Origin of the sequence: Patulibacter sp. NPDC049589 (assembly GCF_040675535.1) — a bacterium.
In the GTDB taxonomy this organism is placed as follows: domain Bacteria; phylum Actinomycetota; class Thermoleophilia; order Solirubrobacterales; family Solirubrobacteraceae; genus Patulibacter.
The window spans coordinates 37,961-53,498 of the sequence record NZ_JBFAPC010000002.1 but is presented as its reverse complement, the minus strand read 5'-3'; the positions used below and the strand labels follow the sequence as shown (position 1 = coordinate 53,498).

Genomic DNA, 15,538 nt, shown 5'->3' with positions numbered 1-15,538 from the left:
TGGCGCGGATCCCAGATGGTCACGCCGTGACCCCGTCGCTCATCGCGGCGATGAAGCTGCTGGACGGCTCGCTCTCGTGGGCGTGCCGCTGCCAGCCCCCGACGTTTGTGAGGCTCTGTCCCACGATCCAGAGCACCGGCCGCGGATCGCTGCGGCGCTCTATCCCAGCCTGCCGAACGCCCGGACCGAGACGCAAGCACGACGCTCAGGCTGATCAGCCGCCGCACGTCTGCGTTCCCCTCCGGCGACGCGATATCCGCGACAGGCCTGCCCAGACTCGGAGGCCTCTGCCCACCATCTCCGGGGTGCTGAACCCCCGACGATCCACCCACAACGTCGCCAGGAGCCCCGCTTTCCCGTGCAAACGAACCGATTCAGCCGCTGAAACGGGCCCTCCCCGAAAGGTGAACCTCGACGCAAGACGCCGCCCCGGCGAGTCTCAAAAACGATGCGGCGCCACGTCTTCCGTCCGAGGGCCGAACGGCGGTGACGCATCCCTCCGTCCCGCTGACCGCGACCCCCGTCCCAATCCGACATGAACCGTCCATCGTCCGACACGCGTCCCCGAGACGCTGCAGGCGACGCCGCCGCGCCACGAATCCGAAAGACCTTGATGCTTCGCCCAACCCGTCCTGCGCCCGTCCGTACCCGGTCCCTCCTGCTCGTCATCGGACTCCTTCTCGCGTTCGTGTCGGTGGGCGGCTCACCGCCGGCCGCATCCGCAGATGGCGCGCCGACGAAGCTCTTCTGGTCCGACGCCGCCGCCGGCACGATCGGCAGCGCGAACACTGACGGCACGAACGTCGACGACACGTTCGCCGACACGGGGGCCTACCAGCCGGATGCCGTCACCTCGGACGGGACGCACCTGTTCTGGCTCGATGGCGCCGCAGGCACGATCGGCCGCGCCAACGTCGACGGGACGAACGTCCAGCGGCGGTTCATCGAGTTGTCCCCCGACTCACGGCGCCGCTCGTACTACTCCCTCACCAACGACGGCACCCACCTGTATTGGAGCGTCGCCAGCCGCCACTCGATCGGTCGCGCCAATCTGGACGGCACCGACGTCGACAACGACTTCGTCACCGAAAGCGACGGCGGCACGTACTGGCCCACGAGCCTCGCAGTCACCGCGAACCACCTCTACTGGGCGGAGTCCGACGGCGACGCCTCGATCAGCCGCATCTCCTTGGCCACCCGAGAGGTCGACGCCAACCTCGTCACCACTCCCAGCAACATCGGTGGCATCGCCATCCAGGGAGACCACCTCTACTGGACCAGCGCCACGGCCGTCGGCCGCGCCAACCTCGACGGCAGCAGCCCCGAGCCCGCCTTCATCACCGGCGCCGACCAGAACCCGGGCGAGATCCGCGCCACGCCGACGCACCTCTACTGGCAGAACGGCAGGACCGTCGCTCGCGCCAACCTCGACGGCACGAGCGTCCAGCAGCAGTTCGCCGCGACGGGCTCCAGCCCGCGAGGTCCGCTCGCCCTGGACGCCGGACACCTCTACTGGACCGACTACGTCACCGGCCTCGGCCGCATGGCGATCGACGGCAGCGACGTCACGCCCCACTTCCTCGGAGTCCTCCAGCAGACCGGTGGCCTGGCCGCGGCCTCCAGCACGACCTACTGGGGAACGAGCCAAGCGTACGGCGCGATCGGGCGGCTCAACGCCGACGGCAGCAACCTGACGCCGAACCTCATCACCCCGACCCCGCTCGCCGGGGCGGTCCCCGAGATCGCCGAGGACATCCACCAGGACATCGCAACAGACGGCAAGCACGTCTTCTGGTGGTCCTTCTACGGCATCAACCGCGCCAACCTCGACGGCACCGGCGCCACGCGGTGGGTGGTAGGCACCGACGGCGGCGGCGAAGCACCGACGCTCGCCGCGACCGACCGCTTTCTCTTCTGGGGCGGCGCCGACGGCGACAACCGAGAGATCGGCCGCGCGAACATCGACGGCACCGACGTCCGCAACAGCCTCCTGACGGCCGGGCACCGCATCGAAGCCCTCGCCGCCAACGACCACTACGTCTTTTGGACCGAAAAGGGCGTCGACGCGATCCACCGCGCCAACCTCGACGGCACCGGTACCCGCGACGACCTCGTCACGGGCATTCACCCCACCCAGCTGACCGCTGACGCCGCCCACGTCTACTGGACCGACGAGGCAGCCGGCCGAATCGGCCGAGCGACGACCGACGGCGCGACCGTCCAGGACAGCTTCATCACCGGCCTCCGCGATCCCTCCGCGATCACCGTCGCCACGGAGCCGATCCCCCTCGACACGACGCCGCCCACGATCAGCATCACCACACCGGCCCAAGGCCAGGTCTTCACCGCCGGACAAGCCGTCGCGAGCATCTATGCCTGCAACGACGAGACCGACGGCAGCGCCGTCGCACACTGCAGCGGCCCCGCGACCGTCGACACGACCACACCGGGAACGAAGACGTTCACCGTCACCGCCACCGACGCTGCGGGCAACACCAGCACCACATCCACGACCTACAGCGTCCAAGCGCTTCCCTCCGACACCTCGCCGCCGCCGACGACGACTTCCGCGACGCCGCCGCCGTCCAACCCTCCGCCGTCGAACCCGCTGCCCGGCACGAAGCCGCCGGTCAAGGTCGTCCCCGTCGCCAGCGCCAAGCTCGCCGCGAAGTCCGTCAAGCACGGCAAGAAGCTCACCCTGAAGCTCAAGAACGTGCCCAACAAGGCCAAGCTGGCCATCAGCTGGAAGCCCAGGCGGGGCAAGACGATCCGCGGCACCGTTCGCGCGAAGCCGAACGCTGCACGCTTCACGGCACCGAAGAAGAAGGGCGCGTACCGCCTGACCGTGCGCTACGGAAGCAAGACCCTCCTGAACAACAAGAAGGTCACGGTCCGGTGAACCACGTAGGTCGGCTGCGGCGCAGCATCACGAAGCGGGTATGGCGCCGGACGCCGGTCATGGCGCTGACCTTCGTCGCGGGACTGCTCGCCTTTTCGCACGCAGCACAAGCCGACGCCCCGCGGTGGTCCGCGCCAGTCAAGATCGCGACGGTGACCAGTCCGGTCGGCGACGCAAGCGTGATCGCGCCGCGCGTGGCGACAGGCCCCGATGGCACCTCAGCGATCGCGTGGTTCGAGTACGTCGCGGTGTCTGCGGATCCGTCGGCTCTCGGTCGCATTCGCGTGATGCTCTCATCGGTCTCACCGACCGGCACCGTTCGAGCGCCGATCGAGCTCGACAGCGGCTATTCGCCAACCAGCGCCCCATCACCCGATCTCCCGACCGTGTCGTTGGGCGGTTCGCCACAGATCGCCGTTGGACCGGGAGGTGCCATCTCAGCTTCATGGCAAACCGCCGCGACCGGCTGCGAACCTGGTGCCTGCGCCCAGCGCGTCAAGCTCGCCCAAATCGGTGCCGACGGCTCGCTGCGGCGCGAGACGACCGTCACGAATCGCGGCATCATCACCGTGGACGGACCCGCGCCAGCAATCGCCATCGATGGAGCGTCCCGAACCTGGCTCGCGTGGAACTCCGTCGATCCGGGTTCGTCGGAAGACCCAAGCTTGCACGCCACAGGCGTGACCGCCGATGGTGAACGCCTGGACGACATCTCGCTTGGCACCCTCCCGAATGGAATAGTCGGCACGCCGACGATCCGCGCGCTCGAGGACGGCAACGTCGGTGTTGCTTGGGCCAACATCCCTGCCCAATCAACGTCGCTGGTGGCGCATTTTCGCCGAATCTCCGCCGCCGGCATCGCTGGCCCAGATCTCCTCACCAGCAGCGTGCCGAGTTGGAGCGAGACGGCCCAACTCGCTATCGGTGGCGATGGATCGCTCGTTGGGGCCAGCAACGATTACGCCTTCGGCGAGATCCAACGCATGGCACCCGACGGCACCGTCTCAGCACCGATCCGCTACTCATCGTCCCTCTACAACCTCGATATGAGGACTACCGTGGATCGCGTCGGGCGTGTCTGCACCGCGACAATGATCGGAAGCCTCTACGCCAACGGTGTCTACATCGACCGACTTGACCCTGCCGGCTTCCCGCAGCCTCGCGTCGCGATGCCGGCCTCGTCGCAGAGCCTCACCTACGCGCAACCAGGCGGCGTCGCCCAACTTAGCGATGGCTCCTGCGCCTTCTCCTACACGGCCTCCACGGGAGCTATCGACTCGTCCAGCAGCGAGACGCTACGCACCGGTCTGGCCCTGGCGATCGCGACCGGAGCCGGAGAGGTCACGGATGTCACCCGCCTCGTAGATCCCGCCGGAATGACGAAACGCGACTTCGTTATATCCGGCAGCCAACCGATCGATGCGTCCCCGGACAACGTCGTCACGACAGCGTGGACTACGGGGAGTTGGACGGAAACCTCGGACGGCAGAAAGCAGGGCCCGCGAGACATCTGGGTGTCGCGGCACTTGCCTGCCGGAGCAGGGTCCGGCGTGCGCGCCGACCCGATTGGGGCGCCACTCGAGGACTCCGCTGAAGGCCCCTCCCGGGGCCCCTCAGGCCCACTCAACGGCAATCCGTACTGTCAGGGTCTTTCGAGTGCCTTGTGCCTTCAGCGCCCCACGTATGCGACTAGCTCAAACCCCGGAGCGCCGCGCAAAGCGTGCGACCCCGGTGATGACGCCGGCTGGATCAATGTCTCTGGTACGACGATCGCCTGCATCTTCACCGGGGACATTTGGGACGACCCGAAACTGCTCTCCGCCAAACAGAAGTGCATTTTCAACATTTCAATCGATGCCGTCGCCTTCACCCGGCTTCTCAAGGCGAAGAAGTACGTGACGGCTATCGAGACGGCGAAGAACTCGCTCAGCAAGGCCGTGGCTCAGATCGGCAAGGTCGCATACCCAGGAAAGACAACGAGGGATGCGAAGGTCGTTGACGACCTCAAGACGAGCCTGTCCATCATCCACTCACCAAACGACGCCCTTCTGACCGTCGTATCCTCGCGCAGAGTGCTCGATGCGCTCATCCTCAAGCTCGGCAGCAGTAGCGCGGCGGCACTCAAGCTGGCACGGGGACTTGCCGCCATCGAGGAAGCTATCGGGCTCGCGATCGACACCGTCACTGGTGTTCAAGACCTCAAGGACTGCGCCGTAGCCTTCGCCGGACCGTAGGTATTGCGTAGATTCCGGAAATGCCACATACCAGTTGCAGATCATGACCGTATTTACCCATCCACTACCAACCACCCGTAGCGCACGAGTTAGCCTTGTGGCGCTCGTCATCGTAGCGATCGTTGGCCTCGGTGTTGTCGCGATCTCTGACGCGGCGCCGCGCAAGCCGCTCAAGTACAAAGCTTGGGTCGCTGCCAGCGCAAAGTCATCAGGCTGTCTGGGACGCCCCGGCGTCTACGCCGACCTCGACACCGTCGTTAAGCCCCGTATCAAGTTGGCCGATGAGAAGAGGCTGGCAAAGCGCAACAAACCCACCGGCGTACGTCTTGCAATCGGATCCAAGACCTACCGCATGAAGCTCGACACAGCAACTTCGGTCGTCAGCTATGGACGGATTATTTGGGGCCTCAAGCCCGTACACCTGAAACCGAAGCAAGCAAAAGCGCTTATGGGAGAGCGCGCGTCCGTCTCTTACAAGTTGGGGGATAAGACATACCGCACGAATGGGATCAAGGTCGTGGACGGTGACTGCAAGCCAGTGTTCTGAGTCACAGGCACTCGTGTCCCCAGTCTAGTCTCGAGATCCAAGACTCGCGCTGCTGACTCCACAGGACGCGACCTCCATTGGCAGGCCAACAGCAGCCATACATGGCTGGGCTGCCATGTGTAGCACGTTGACCCTCGCCCGCGGCACGCTTCGTTCTCCTTGGATGCTGTGGAAGACGCATCCTTTGAACGCCACTACGCCCGCTCCCGGTACCAGTCCGCCACCCGGTACCCGTCCTCGTCGATCAACGCGATGAACTCCTCACCCGCCTGCAGCCAGTGGCCGCAGGCGCTTCTTGGGTTCTCCGGCGCTGCTTGGGTGAACGCCCGAGGCGGCTTTCGTCGTTCTGCCGTAGCTGGATTGCCCAGGCGTTGCCGGTCGCGTCGACCTGGTCGTCAGTGAGCTGCGCACTGGCCCAGAAGATCCAGACGCACTTGAGCGCCTCCCAGCGCTCGCTGTCGGGGACTAGTGCATTGCCCGGCAGGCCTACTGCCGAGCCAAGGCCCAGGTCCGCCGCCTCTTCAACCAGGCGCACTTCGAACGGATCGAGATCGACAACGAACGCGTCCGCCGGGCGCCGCTCAAGGCCCCGTTCTCCGCCTATTTGCAGCGCCCAGACGGCTCCGACAGCCCGACTCGCGCCCGCAACACCCCGGAAGCCGTCCTGGGTCGCATGAACGCCGAGAACGGCCGCGAAACGCAAACCGGCGCCCCCTTCTTCGGGGACGCCGGTTCGAACTTCGCTTCTATGGTGGAGACGGCGGGAGTTGAACCCGCGTCCGCGACCGCGCCAAGGGCGACGTCTACGAGCGTAGTCGGCGTATCTGGATCTCACGCTCCGTCGGTCCCGTCGACCCACGTCCGAAGCGCCAGCCCTCCTGAAGTGTCCCCGGCGCGACGAGGGCGTCCGCGCAAGGTGATCCGGCTGAGTTGATACCGGGAACCCCCACCGCCGGCGAACAGGGCCCGATACCTCACCTACCTAGTGTGTGCTAGGCAGCGAGGGCGTACTCGTGAGAGTCCGCATGTGTGTGTTGTGGGGGTGTTTAACGAGGCCTCCCCCACCTCGGCTCGCAATCACCCCCGCGAACCGACCGCGTCGAAGCCTGTCGCCCCCGGAGGTGTCGCCCGACCTGCGGACGAAGTCCCAGTGTAGCGCGATCCACCCCGCCGCTCGACCGCCCCGGGGCCCGACCGCGCCTCGTCGGCGCCGGCCGTCTCAGCTCCGAACGGGGGCGCGCGAAGGGGCGGCCCGCGACATCAGTCCGTCTGCTCTCCGCCGGCCGCCGGGAACTCCTCGGAATCCCCCGGGGCCTCGACCGCGTCGCCCGGGGACCCCAGGGGGTCCCTCTCGGGCGGTGCTATCTCCTCCGGTATCGGCCCGTCCAGCTCCTCGGCGTCGTCGAGCCAGCCCGCCGCGGCGGCGACGCCGGCGATCACCGGCGTGGCGAGGAACGCGCCCGCCAGGCCGAGCAGCGCGCTGCCGGCGCCGACGCCGAGCAGCACCGTCATCGGGTGCAGCCGCACGGACCGCCCGATGAGGATCGGCTGCAGGACGTTGCCCTCGATCTGCTGCACCACCAGGGCCACCACGAGCGCGCCGATGGCGCCCTCGAGGCCCTTCGTCGACAGCGCCACGAGGATCGCCGCGAGGCCGGCCACGATCGCGCCGACGTACGGGATGAACGCGACGACGAACGTCAGGACGCCCAGCGGCACCGCGAGCGGGACCCCGATGATCGTCAGGCCGACGGCGATGCCCACGCCGTCGATCACCGCGACGATGACCTGCGAGCGCACGTACTGGGTGATCGCGGTCCAGGCGCGGCGGCCGCCGTCGTGCCAGGAGACGCGGCGATCGGCGGGCGCGAAGCGCAGGAACCCGCGCCAGAAGCCCGTCCCGTCGATCAACAGGTAGATGAGCATGATGATCGCCAGGAAGATGCTGGCGGCGACGTTGACGACGCCCTGCGCGGCCGAGATCACGCCGTTGCCGAGCTGGCCGCCGATCTCGCCGATCGAGTCCTGGAGCTTCTTCGTCAGGTCCCGGGAGTACTTCTGGATGTCCTGGTCCTTCAGGCCCAGGTCGTGCAGGACGTTGGGCAGCTGCTTGATGCCCTTCTCCACCTGCTTGGAGATGTCCTCGGCCTGGCTGACGATGTCCGGGGCCACCAGCGTCAGCAGCCCCGCGACCACGACGATCAGCAGCACCACGGTGGAGATCGCCGAGAGGAAGCGCGGGAACCGCAGCTTCGTGTGGAGGAACGCCGCCACCGGCGTCAGCAGCGCCGCGAGCAGCACCGCCACGCAGAACGGCAGCAGGATGAACTGGAGCTTGCCCCAGACGAGCAGCAGCCCGTAGCCGACGACGCCGATGACACCCAGCCGCAGCGCGGTGAGGCTCAGGCGCTCGAGGGAGACCCGCTGCGCCGGATGGCCGGGGCCGCCTGGGCCGTGTCCCTCGGTGCTCACGCCGACATCTTCCCGGACCGGTCGGCCGGTGCCGTTGCGGCCGCGTCGTCCGCCCGGGCCACCGTCCCCGGCCGGAGATCCGGCGCGCCCTGCGACGGCCGGGCGCCGTCGGACGCCGGGGCCTGCGGCCCGGCGGGCCGCGTCGCGCGCAGGACGAGGACCTCCCAGCCGCTCGCCCGGTGGCGGGTCGTGCCGACCACGCGCATCCCGAGCCGCTCCCCCACCCCCAGCGAGCGCTCGTTGTCGGGATGGACCAGCGCGACGGCGCTCTGCAGCCCCAGGTCGTCCCAGGCGACCCGGAGGGCCGCGGCGGCCGCCTCGCTGGCGTAGCCGTACCCCCACGCGTCGCGGGCCAGGCGCCAGCCGACCTCGACGTCGCCCGTGGCCGACCGCGGGCCGCCCCAGGCCGGCGCCGTCAGGCCGCAGAAGCCGAGGAACGCCCCGTCCTCGCCGCGCTCCACCGCCCACACCCCGCGCCCGCTGCGCAGCCACTCCCGCCGCAGCCGAGCGCGCAGCGCGTCGCTCGTGACGGGGTCGAGGACCCCCGACGCGATCCAGCGCATCACGTCCGGGTCGGCGTTCATCGCGGCGAACGGCTCGCGGTCCGCGGGGCGCCAGCCGCGGAGCAGGAGGCGCTCGGTGCGCAGCTGCGCCGGGGCGATCCCCGGGAACGCGCCGGGGCGTCGGGCGGCGCCGGACGCGGCGTCGGGGTCCGGCTCCATCACGGCGACGGTAGCGGTCTCGTAGGCTTCCCGCATGAGCACGAGCGTGGAGCACACCGACGTCGCCTGGGACCTGGAGACGCTGGTCCACGGCGAGGGTCCCGACGGCGTCCTGCGCCTGCTCGACGAGGCCCAGGCCCAGGCGGACGAGTTCGCGTCGGCCTACCAGGGCAAGGTCGCCGAGATCAACGCCGCCGGCCTCGCCGCCGCGATCGGCGAGCTCGTCGAGCTGACCGACCTCGTGGGCCGCGCCGGCTCCTACGCGTCGCTGAAGTTCGCGGAGGACACCGCCAAGCCCGAGCACGGCGCGCTGCTGGCCGCGGTCGAGGAGCGGGGCACGGCCATCCAGACGAAGCTCCTGTTCTTCGAGCTCGAGTGGACCGCCCTGGACGACGCGCGCGCCGAGGAGCTCCTCTCCTCGCCCGGCATCGAGAAGGCGCGCCACCACCTGCGGACGGTCCGCAAGGAGAAGCCGCACATGCTGTCGGAGCCGGAGGAGCGGATCCTCGCGGAGAAGTCGTCCTCCAGCCGCGGCGCGTGGGACCGCCTGTTCGACGAGCTGACCTCGGTCATCGAGGTGGAGCTGCCGGGCGAGGGCGGGGCGACGCAGACCGTGCCGCTGGACGTGGCGCTGTCCCAGCTCACGAGCCCGGACCGCGAGGCCCGCAAGACGGTCGCCGAGGCCGTCACCAAGGCGCTGGAGCCCGGCCTCCGCACCCGCGCGTTCATCTTCAACACCCTGCTGCAGGACAAGGCCGTCGAGGACCGCCTGCGCTCCTTCCCCAGCTGGATCGCGTCCCGCAACCTCGCCAACGAGGCCAGCGACGAGTCCGTCCAGGCGCTCGTCGACGCGGTCCAGGAGGCCTACGACGTGCCGCAGCGCTGGTACAAGCTGAAGGCCCAGATCCTCGGCGTGGACAAGCTCGCCGACTACGACCGCATGGCGTCGGTGTCGCAGGCCGACGAGCAGGAGTTCTCGTGGGAGGAATCGACCGAGATGGTCTACACCTCCTTCGACGCCTTCGCGACGGAGATGGGCGACGTCGCGCGCAAGTTCGTGAACGAGGGCTGGATCGACGCCCCCGTCCGTCCCGGCAAGCGCGGCGGCGCGTTCTGCGCCTACACGGTGCCCAGCCACCACCCGTACGTGCTGCTGAACTGGACGAGCCGCCGGCGCGACGTGCTGACGCTCGCCCACGAGCTCGGCCACGGCATCCACGCGTACCTCGCGCGCGGCCGCGGGCCGTTCGAGCAGACCACGCCGCTGACGCTGGCGGAGACCGCCTCGGTCTTCGGCGAGACGCTCGTCTTCGACCGCCTCGTCGAGCAGACGACGGAGCCCCAGGCGCGCCTCGGCCTGCTGGCCGAGCAGATCGAGGGCTCGATCGCCACGATCTTCCGCCAGACCGCCATGAACCGCTTCGAGCACGGCGTGCACACCGCGCGCCGCGAGGAGGGCGAGCTGTCCGTCGAGCGCTTCGGGGAGCTCTGGTACGAGAGCCAGGCCGCGATGCTCGGCGACGCCGTCGACATCACCGACGGCTACCGCTCCTGGTGGTCCTACGTCCCCCACTTCATCGGCACCCCCGGCTACGTCTACGCGTACGCCTACGGCCAGCTGATGGCGCTGTCCGTCTACGGGAAGTACCGCGAGGAGGGCCCGTCCTTCGCACCGAAGTACCTCGAGCTGCTCGGGACCGGCGGCTCGAAGTCCCCGGAGGACCTCGTCGCGATCGCCGGCCTCGACCTCGCCGACAAGGGCTTCTGGCGCAGCGGCCTGGCGCTCGTCCGCGACCAGCTCGACCAGGCCGAGCAGGCCGCTCGCGACGCCGGGAAGATCTAGGCCTTCCACTCGGCGGTGCGCTCCGGCGAGGCAGACGCCAGCGCCTCGCGGAGGCCGTCCGCGTCGGCCTGCAGGCCGTAGCTCGGGGAGCCGGGCTGCTGGCGCCAGGACTCGTCGAGCTCGCCGGCGTCGACCGGCTCGAAGCCGAGTTCGGCGACGATCGCCGAGACCGCGACCTTCGCCTCCGGGTCGTCGCCCGCGACCGGGATCGCGAAGCGCGGGCCGTCCGGCTCGCCGACGTCGAGGATCCGCTGGGAGTAGACGCCGTTGAAGACCTTGACGACCGGGCGGCCCAGCTGCTCGGCGACGTACTGGCTCTCCGTCTGCCCGTCCTCGATGGCCGCGATCCGACCGTCGCGCTGCTGCGGGTAGTAGTTGTTCGTGTCGATCACGACCGCGCCGGGCGCGGCCGCGTCGAGGATGTCGCCCGGCAGCTGCGCGACGTTGACGAGCGGGATCGTGACGATCACGAGCTCGGCCCCCTCGGCGGCCTCCGCGGCGAGCACGGGCGTCACGCCGTCGACGGCCGCGAGCTCCGGCAGCGTCTCCGGGCCGCGCGAGTTCGCGATCCGCACCTCGTGGCCGAGCGGCCCGAGCCTGCGTGCGAGGTTCCCGCCGATGTTGCCGGCTCCGATGATTCCGATCTTCATGGACCTGGTCTTATCGGACCGGGGCGTGCACCTCGCGGCGCTCGGCGATCTTGCGCCCCAGCGGGTGGGCCGAGCCTCGCCGCAGTCCGAGGCGGCCCCGTACGCGAGAGGCTCGGGTCGGGGCCCGCTACCGACTCCGCTCCCGCAGCGCCCGCTGCATCTCGCGGTTCATGTCCCGCTCCTTCATGTCCTGGCGCTTGTCGGCGACGTTCTTGCCGCGGGCCAGGGCGATCTCGACCTTGATCCGGCGGTCCTTCGGGTAGATCCGCGTCGGAACGAGGGTCAGGCCGTTGGTCGTCGTCTGGCCGAGCAGGCGGTCGATCTCCCGCCGGTGGGCGAGCAGCTTGCGCGGCTTGTCCGGCAGGTGGTTGTTCAGCGCGGCCGGGGCGTAGGGCTCGATCCGGAGGTTCTGGATCCAGAGCTCCTCGCGGCGGACGTCGACGTAGGCGTCGCCCATCATGCAGCCGTGGGTGCGCAGCGACTTGACCTCGGTGCCGGTCAGGACGATCCCGCACTCCAGCCGGTCGAGCAGCTCGTACCGGAAGCGCGCCTGCCGGTTGTAGCCGTAGTCGCCCTCCGAGGGCTTCTTCTTCTTGCCCTTCGCCATGAACCAGCGAGCGTACCGCCGGGGTCCCCCGCCCCGTCGCTCGCCTGCGACACGGCGTCCGCGCCACCGGGTTCGATCCTCGACGGCCGGACGGTCAGCCGACGGCGATCAGCGACACGCGGCCGCGCTCGGGCTCCACGCGCTCGACCGACACCTCGACCGGGTCGCCGACCTTGATCGTGGCGCCGGACCGCGAGCCCGCGAGGATCGTCCCGAGCTCGCCGAGGTCCCACCAGTCGTCCTGCAGCCGCCGGACCGGCAGGAAGCCCTCGAACGCCTCGTCCGGCAGCCCCGCGCCGCCGAAGCGGACGAACGCGCCGCCACCGGAGAGCCCGGAGACCTCGCCCTGGAAGACCGCGTCCCAGCCGCGCTCGAAGAGGATGCGGTGCAGCAGGAAGGCGCGCGTGATGGCGTCCGCGTTCCGCTCGATCTGCATCGCCTCGCGCTCCGTGGCGGAGCACCAGATTCCGAGCTCCTCGAGGCGGCTGGAGGAGCCCGCCGGGGCGTCCTCCCCCGCGCCGACGAGCGACAGCACGGCCCGGTGGGAGATCAGGTCGGGATAGCGGCGGATCGGCGACGTGAAGTGGCAGTAGTGCCGCAGCCCGAGGCCGGCGTGGCCGAGCCCCTTGGGCTCGTAGCGCGCCTGCTGGAGCGACCGCAGCACGAGGAACGACAGGCCCGCCCGGCCGTGGCCGGTCTTCCGCACGTGCGCGTCGACGCGGCGCGAGAGCTCCGCGACGGCGGCGGAGGCGTCCTCCTTCGACGCGATCCCGCGCGCCCCGCCGTCCCCCGCCCAGAGCGACGACGGCAGGGTGATCCCGAGCGACGCGAGCTGCTCGACGAGCGTCTCGACCGACGACGGCTCCGGGAGCCCGTGGACGCGGTGCAGCGTCGGCGTCCGCGACTCGGTCAGCAGCTTTGCCACCTGTTCGTTGGCGGTGACCATCAGGTGCTCGATCAGGCGGTGCGACTCGGTCGCGTGCTCGACGACGATGCCCGTCGGGTGGCCGGCGTCGTCGAACGTGAACTGGGGCTCCCCGGTGTCGAGCTCCAGGGCGTTGGTCGTCTGCTCGCGTCGGTCCTGCAGGGCGAGGGCGACCCGGCGGGCCACGTCCAGCGGCCGGCCCCAGGGGTCCTCGGCGCGTTCCTGGCCGCCGAAGACGCGGTCGACCTGCTCGTAGGTCAGGCGGGCGTCGGAGCGGATGACGGAGCGGAAGACCTCGGCGCGCAGGACCGTCCCGCCGCGGAGGTCGAGCTGGACGGTCACCGCGAGCCGGTCGACGCCCGGGACGAGCGAGCACGCGTCGTTGGAGAGCGCGGGCGGCAGCATCGGCTCGACGGTCCCGGGGACGTAGACGCTGGTGCCGCGCCAGCGCGCGTCGCCGTCGATCGCGCCGCCGGGCCGCACGAACGCCGCGACGTCGGCGATGTGGACCCAGACCCGCACCCCGTCCGACGGGATCGGTGGACCGTCGGCCGTGCCGCCGGTGCCCGCCACGGAGGTGCCGCGCGACCCCGCCCCAGGATCCCCGGATCCCGCTTCCCGACCTTCCCGACCGTTCGTGACGGTCCCGGCCGGCCCGTCGGGGTCGTCCCCCGCCACGGCGCTGATCGCGTCGTCGAAGTCCTGGGCCGTGGAAGGGTCGATCGTGAAGGTCGGCAGCGTCCGCAGGTCGCGGCGCGGCGGCGCGGGCGGTCCGGCGTCCCAACGGGCGGCCGGGCCCAGCTCGCCGGCGACGCCCTCGGCCTCCATGCCGACCTCGCGGGCCACCCGGCGCGGCAGGCCGCGGTCCAGCAGCAGCGCCTCGAGGACGTCGCGGGCCACGTCCGGGGAGCCGATCTCGCGGACCACCCGGTGGCCTCGGGAGCGCCGTCCGCCGCCCGCGGGCGCGAACAGGGCGATCCGGCCCTCGCCGAGCTCGCGGGCCCCCTTCTCGACGGTGACCGTCCGCGAGGGCCGGCCGCCGTCGGGGAACAGCGGCTCGGCGACGAAGACCTTGCCGCGGCGCCGCAGGACGCCCACGACCGGGGCGACGTGCGACTCGTCCCGCCAGACGTCGCGGGGCAGCGCCGGCTGACCGTTGCGGGTGCGCTCCGGCGTGCCGCGCTCCTCCGCGGTCGGGACGCGCGCCTCGCGCTGCAGGGCGGCCCGCCGCGCCGCGCGGTTGGGGGGCGTCGGCTCCCCGCCCGCGTGGCGCTTGCTCGCGGGGCGCGGGGCGGCCGGGCGCTTGGAGCTCGGTCCGGGACCCCGTCCCTTGCTCCGCCCCTTCGGACCCTGCCGCTTGCCGCTCACTGCTTCAGCTTCGCAGCCTCGCGCAGCGCGGCATCGAGCCCCTCGTCCTTGTTCGGCGTCTTGGGGTCGTCCTTCGCCGTGATGTCCGGCGCGAGGCCCTTGCCCGGGGCGGTGCCGTTGCCCGACTGCGTCTTCTTGTCCCCGAGGTTGCGGCCGTCGGGGGTGAAGAACTGCCCGGCGGTGATGTCGAGCGCGCCGCCGCTGGCCAGCGGCTCGACCCGCTGGAAGACGCCCTTGCCGAACGTCCGCGTGCCGACGATCGTCGCGCGCCCCCGGTCCTGCAGCGCGCCGGTGACGATCTCCGCCGCCGACGCCGACCCGCGGTCGACGAGGACGACGAGCGGGACCTTCGGGAACGCCGGCTTGTCGCCCGCGTCGTACGGCGTGGTGCCGACGGTGCGGCCCTTCAGCGTGACGACGTTGCCGCCCTTCAGGAAGAGGCTCGCGAGGTTCTGCGCCTCGTTGACGAGGCCGCCCGGGTTGGCGCGGAGGTCGAGGACGAAGCGCTTGGCGCCGCGGTCCTGGAGCTTGAGGAACGCCTGGCCGACCTGCAGCGCCGAGTCGTTCGTGAACTGCGCCAGGCGGACGACGGCGATCTTCTCGCCGTCCTCGGTCCGCATCGCCGAGTCGACGATCGGGATCTTCACCGGCTTGCGCTGCGACGTGATGTCGAGCGTCCGCTCCTTCTTGCCCTTCTTGCGGACGACCTGGAGCTTCACCGACGTGCCCGCCGGGCCGCGGACGTTCGCCGACGCGCGCTCGGACGTCAGGCCCTTGAGCGTCTTGCCCCCGGCGACGGTGATCAGGTCGCCGGCCTTCAGGCCCGCGGCCTTGGCCGGGGAGTCCGGGTAGACCTTGACGATCAGCAGGCCGCGCGCGTCCTGGGAGACGACGACGCCGATGCCGTCGAAGCTGTTGTCCTGGCTCTGCTTGAACTGCGTGTAGGACTTCGGGTTCAGGTAGGACGAGAAGCGGTCGTCGAGGCCCTTGACCATGCCGTCGATCGCGTCGTCGCGGAGCTCGGCGTCCCCGGGGTCCTTGTAGTACTGGTCGCGGATGACGCCGAGCGCCTCGTTGATGGCGCCGGGGCCCTTGTCGTCGACCACCCAGCCGCGGACGAAGCCGGGCAGCTTCTGGGGATGGCGGCCGCCGGTGTAGGCGCCGAGGACGAAGATCGCGGCGAACACCACGAAGGCGGCGAGCACCCCGAGGGCGACCCGGATGATGCGGGCGGAAGCAGATGACACACGCACAGCATGCCGAGCCGGTGT

General features: G+C 70.3%; 10 protein-coding genes, 1 other RNA gene and 1 pseudogene. 4 read left to right on the top strand and 8 right to left on the bottom strand.

Features of this window, described 5'->3' with window-relative positions; all coding sequences use genetic code 11:
- Nucleotides 1-694 precede the first annotated feature (694 nt).
- The 3 genes from AB0L40_RS00595 (at nucleotide 695) to AB0L40_RS00585 (ending at nucleotide 5,680) form a co-directional block, all read left to right on the top strand.
- Nucleotides 695-2,899, top strand: a complete 2,205-nt coding sequence (locus AB0L40_RS00595; RefSeq protein WP_364347628.1) for a hypothetical protein — start codon at nucleotides 695-697, stop codon at nucleotides 2,897-2,899.
- A 59-nt stretch (nucleotides 2,900-2,958) separates the two neighbouring features.
- Nucleotides 2,959-5,133, top strand: coding sequence for a hypothetical protein (locus AB0L40_RS00590; RefSeq protein ID WP_364347626.1), 2,175 nt, complete (start codon nucleotides 2,959-2,961; stop codon nucleotides 5,131-5,133).
- Nucleotides 5,134-5,230: 97 nt separating this feature from the next.
- Entirely contained in the window at nucleotides 5,231-5,680 is a 450-nt protein-coding gene (locus AB0L40_RS00585; RefSeq protein ID WP_364347623.1) for a hypothetical protein, read from the top strand.
- 244 nt (nucleotides 5,681-5,924) lie between these two features.
- Here the strand turns inward: AB0L40_RS00585 and AB0L40_RS00580 are convergent, their stop codons facing one another.
- The 4 genes from AB0L40_RS00580 to AB0L40_RS00565 form a co-directional block, all read right to left on the bottom strand.
- The gene (locus tag AB0L40_RS00580; protein ID WP_364347620.1) at nucleotides 5,925-6,383 is read right to left on the bottom strand and encodes a hypothetical protein; all 459 of its coding nucleotides are present in this window, start codon (nucleotides 6,381-6,383) and stop codon (nucleotides 5,925-5,927) included.
- 46 nt (nucleotides 6,384-6,429) lie between these two features.
- Nucleotides 6,430-6,797, bottom strand: a transfer-messenger RNA (tmRNA) gene (gene ssrA, locus AB0L40_RS00575).
- 143 nt (nucleotides 6,798-6,940) lie between these two features.
- Entirely contained in the window at nucleotides 6,941-8,152 is a 1,212-nt protein-coding gene (locus AB0L40_RS00570) for an AI-2E family transporter (protein ID WP_364347617.1), read from the bottom strand.
- Complete coding sequence (locus AB0L40_RS00565) at nucleotides 8,149-8,874, bottom strand: GNAT family N-acetyltransferase (RefSeq protein ID WP_364347614.1); 726 nt, start codon at nucleotides 8,872-8,874, stop codon at nucleotides 8,149-8,151. Before AB0L40_RS00565 ends, AB0L40_RS00570 begins: the two co-directional genes overlap by 4 nt.
- A 34-nt stretch (nucleotides 8,875-8,908) precedes the next feature.
- Here AB0L40_RS00565 and AB0L40_RS00560 point away from each other — a divergent pair, with 34 nt between their 5' ends.
- Nucleotides 8,909-10,717 carry a M3 family oligoendopeptidase gene (locus tag AB0L40_RS00560; protein ID WP_364347611.1) on the top strand — a complete coding sequence of 603 codons (1,809 nt, stop codon included), beginning with the start codon at nucleotides 8,909-8,911 and terminating at the stop codon, nucleotides 10,715-10,717.
- Here AB0L40_RS00560 and AB0L40_RS00555 read toward each other — a convergent pair.
- From AB0L40_RS00555 to AB0L40_RS00540, 4 genes and pseudogenes are all read right to left on the bottom strand, one after another.
- Nucleotides 10,714-11,388, bottom strand: a pseudogene (locus AB0L40_RS00555) (NAD(P)-binding domain-containing protein); the annotation flags it as partial. The gene AB0L40_RS00560 and the pseudogene AB0L40_RS00555 overlap by 4 nt on opposite strands.
- Nucleotides 11,389-11,494: 106 nt before the next feature.
- Entirely contained in the window at nucleotides 11,495-11,974 is a 480-nt protein-coding gene (gene smpB, locus AB0L40_RS00550) for an SsrA-binding protein SmpB (protein WP_364347608.1), read from the bottom strand.
- Between the two features lie 94 nt (nucleotides 11,975-12,068).
- Nucleotides 12,069-14,267, bottom strand: a complete 2,199-nt coding sequence (locus AB0L40_RS00545) for an RNB domain-containing ribonuclease (protein WP_364347605.1) — start codon at nucleotides 14,265-14,267, stop codon at nucleotides 12,069-12,071.
- Nucleotides 14,264-15,514 (bottom strand): S41 family peptidase, encoded by a 1,251-nt coding sequence (locus tag AB0L40_RS00540; protein ID WP_364347602.1) that lies wholly within the window; start codon nucleotides 15,512-15,514, stop codon nucleotides 14,264-14,266. Before AB0L40_RS00540 ends, AB0L40_RS00545 begins: the two co-directional genes overlap by 4 nt.
- Nucleotides 15,515-15,538 lie beyond the last annotated feature (24 nt).

Bases quoted from the DNA above. Each gene is read 5' to 3' on its own strand.
- AB0L40_RS00565 (WP_364347614.1), bottom strand. From the start codon at position 8,874: ATGGAGCCGGACCCCGACGCCGCGTCCGGCGCCGCCCGACGCCCCGGC.
- AB0L40_RS00560 (WP_364347611.1), top strand. From the start codon at position 8,909: ATGAGCACGAGCGTGGAGCACACCGACGTCGCCTGGGACCTGGAGACG.
- smpB (WP_364347608.1), bottom strand. From the start codon at position 11,974: ATGGCGAAGGGCAAGAAGAAGAAGCCCTCGGAGGGCGACTACGGCTAC.
- AB0L40_RS00590 (WP_364347626.1), top strand. From the start codon at position 2,959: ATGGCGCTGACCTTCGTCGCGGGACTGCTCGCCTTTTCGCACGCAGCA.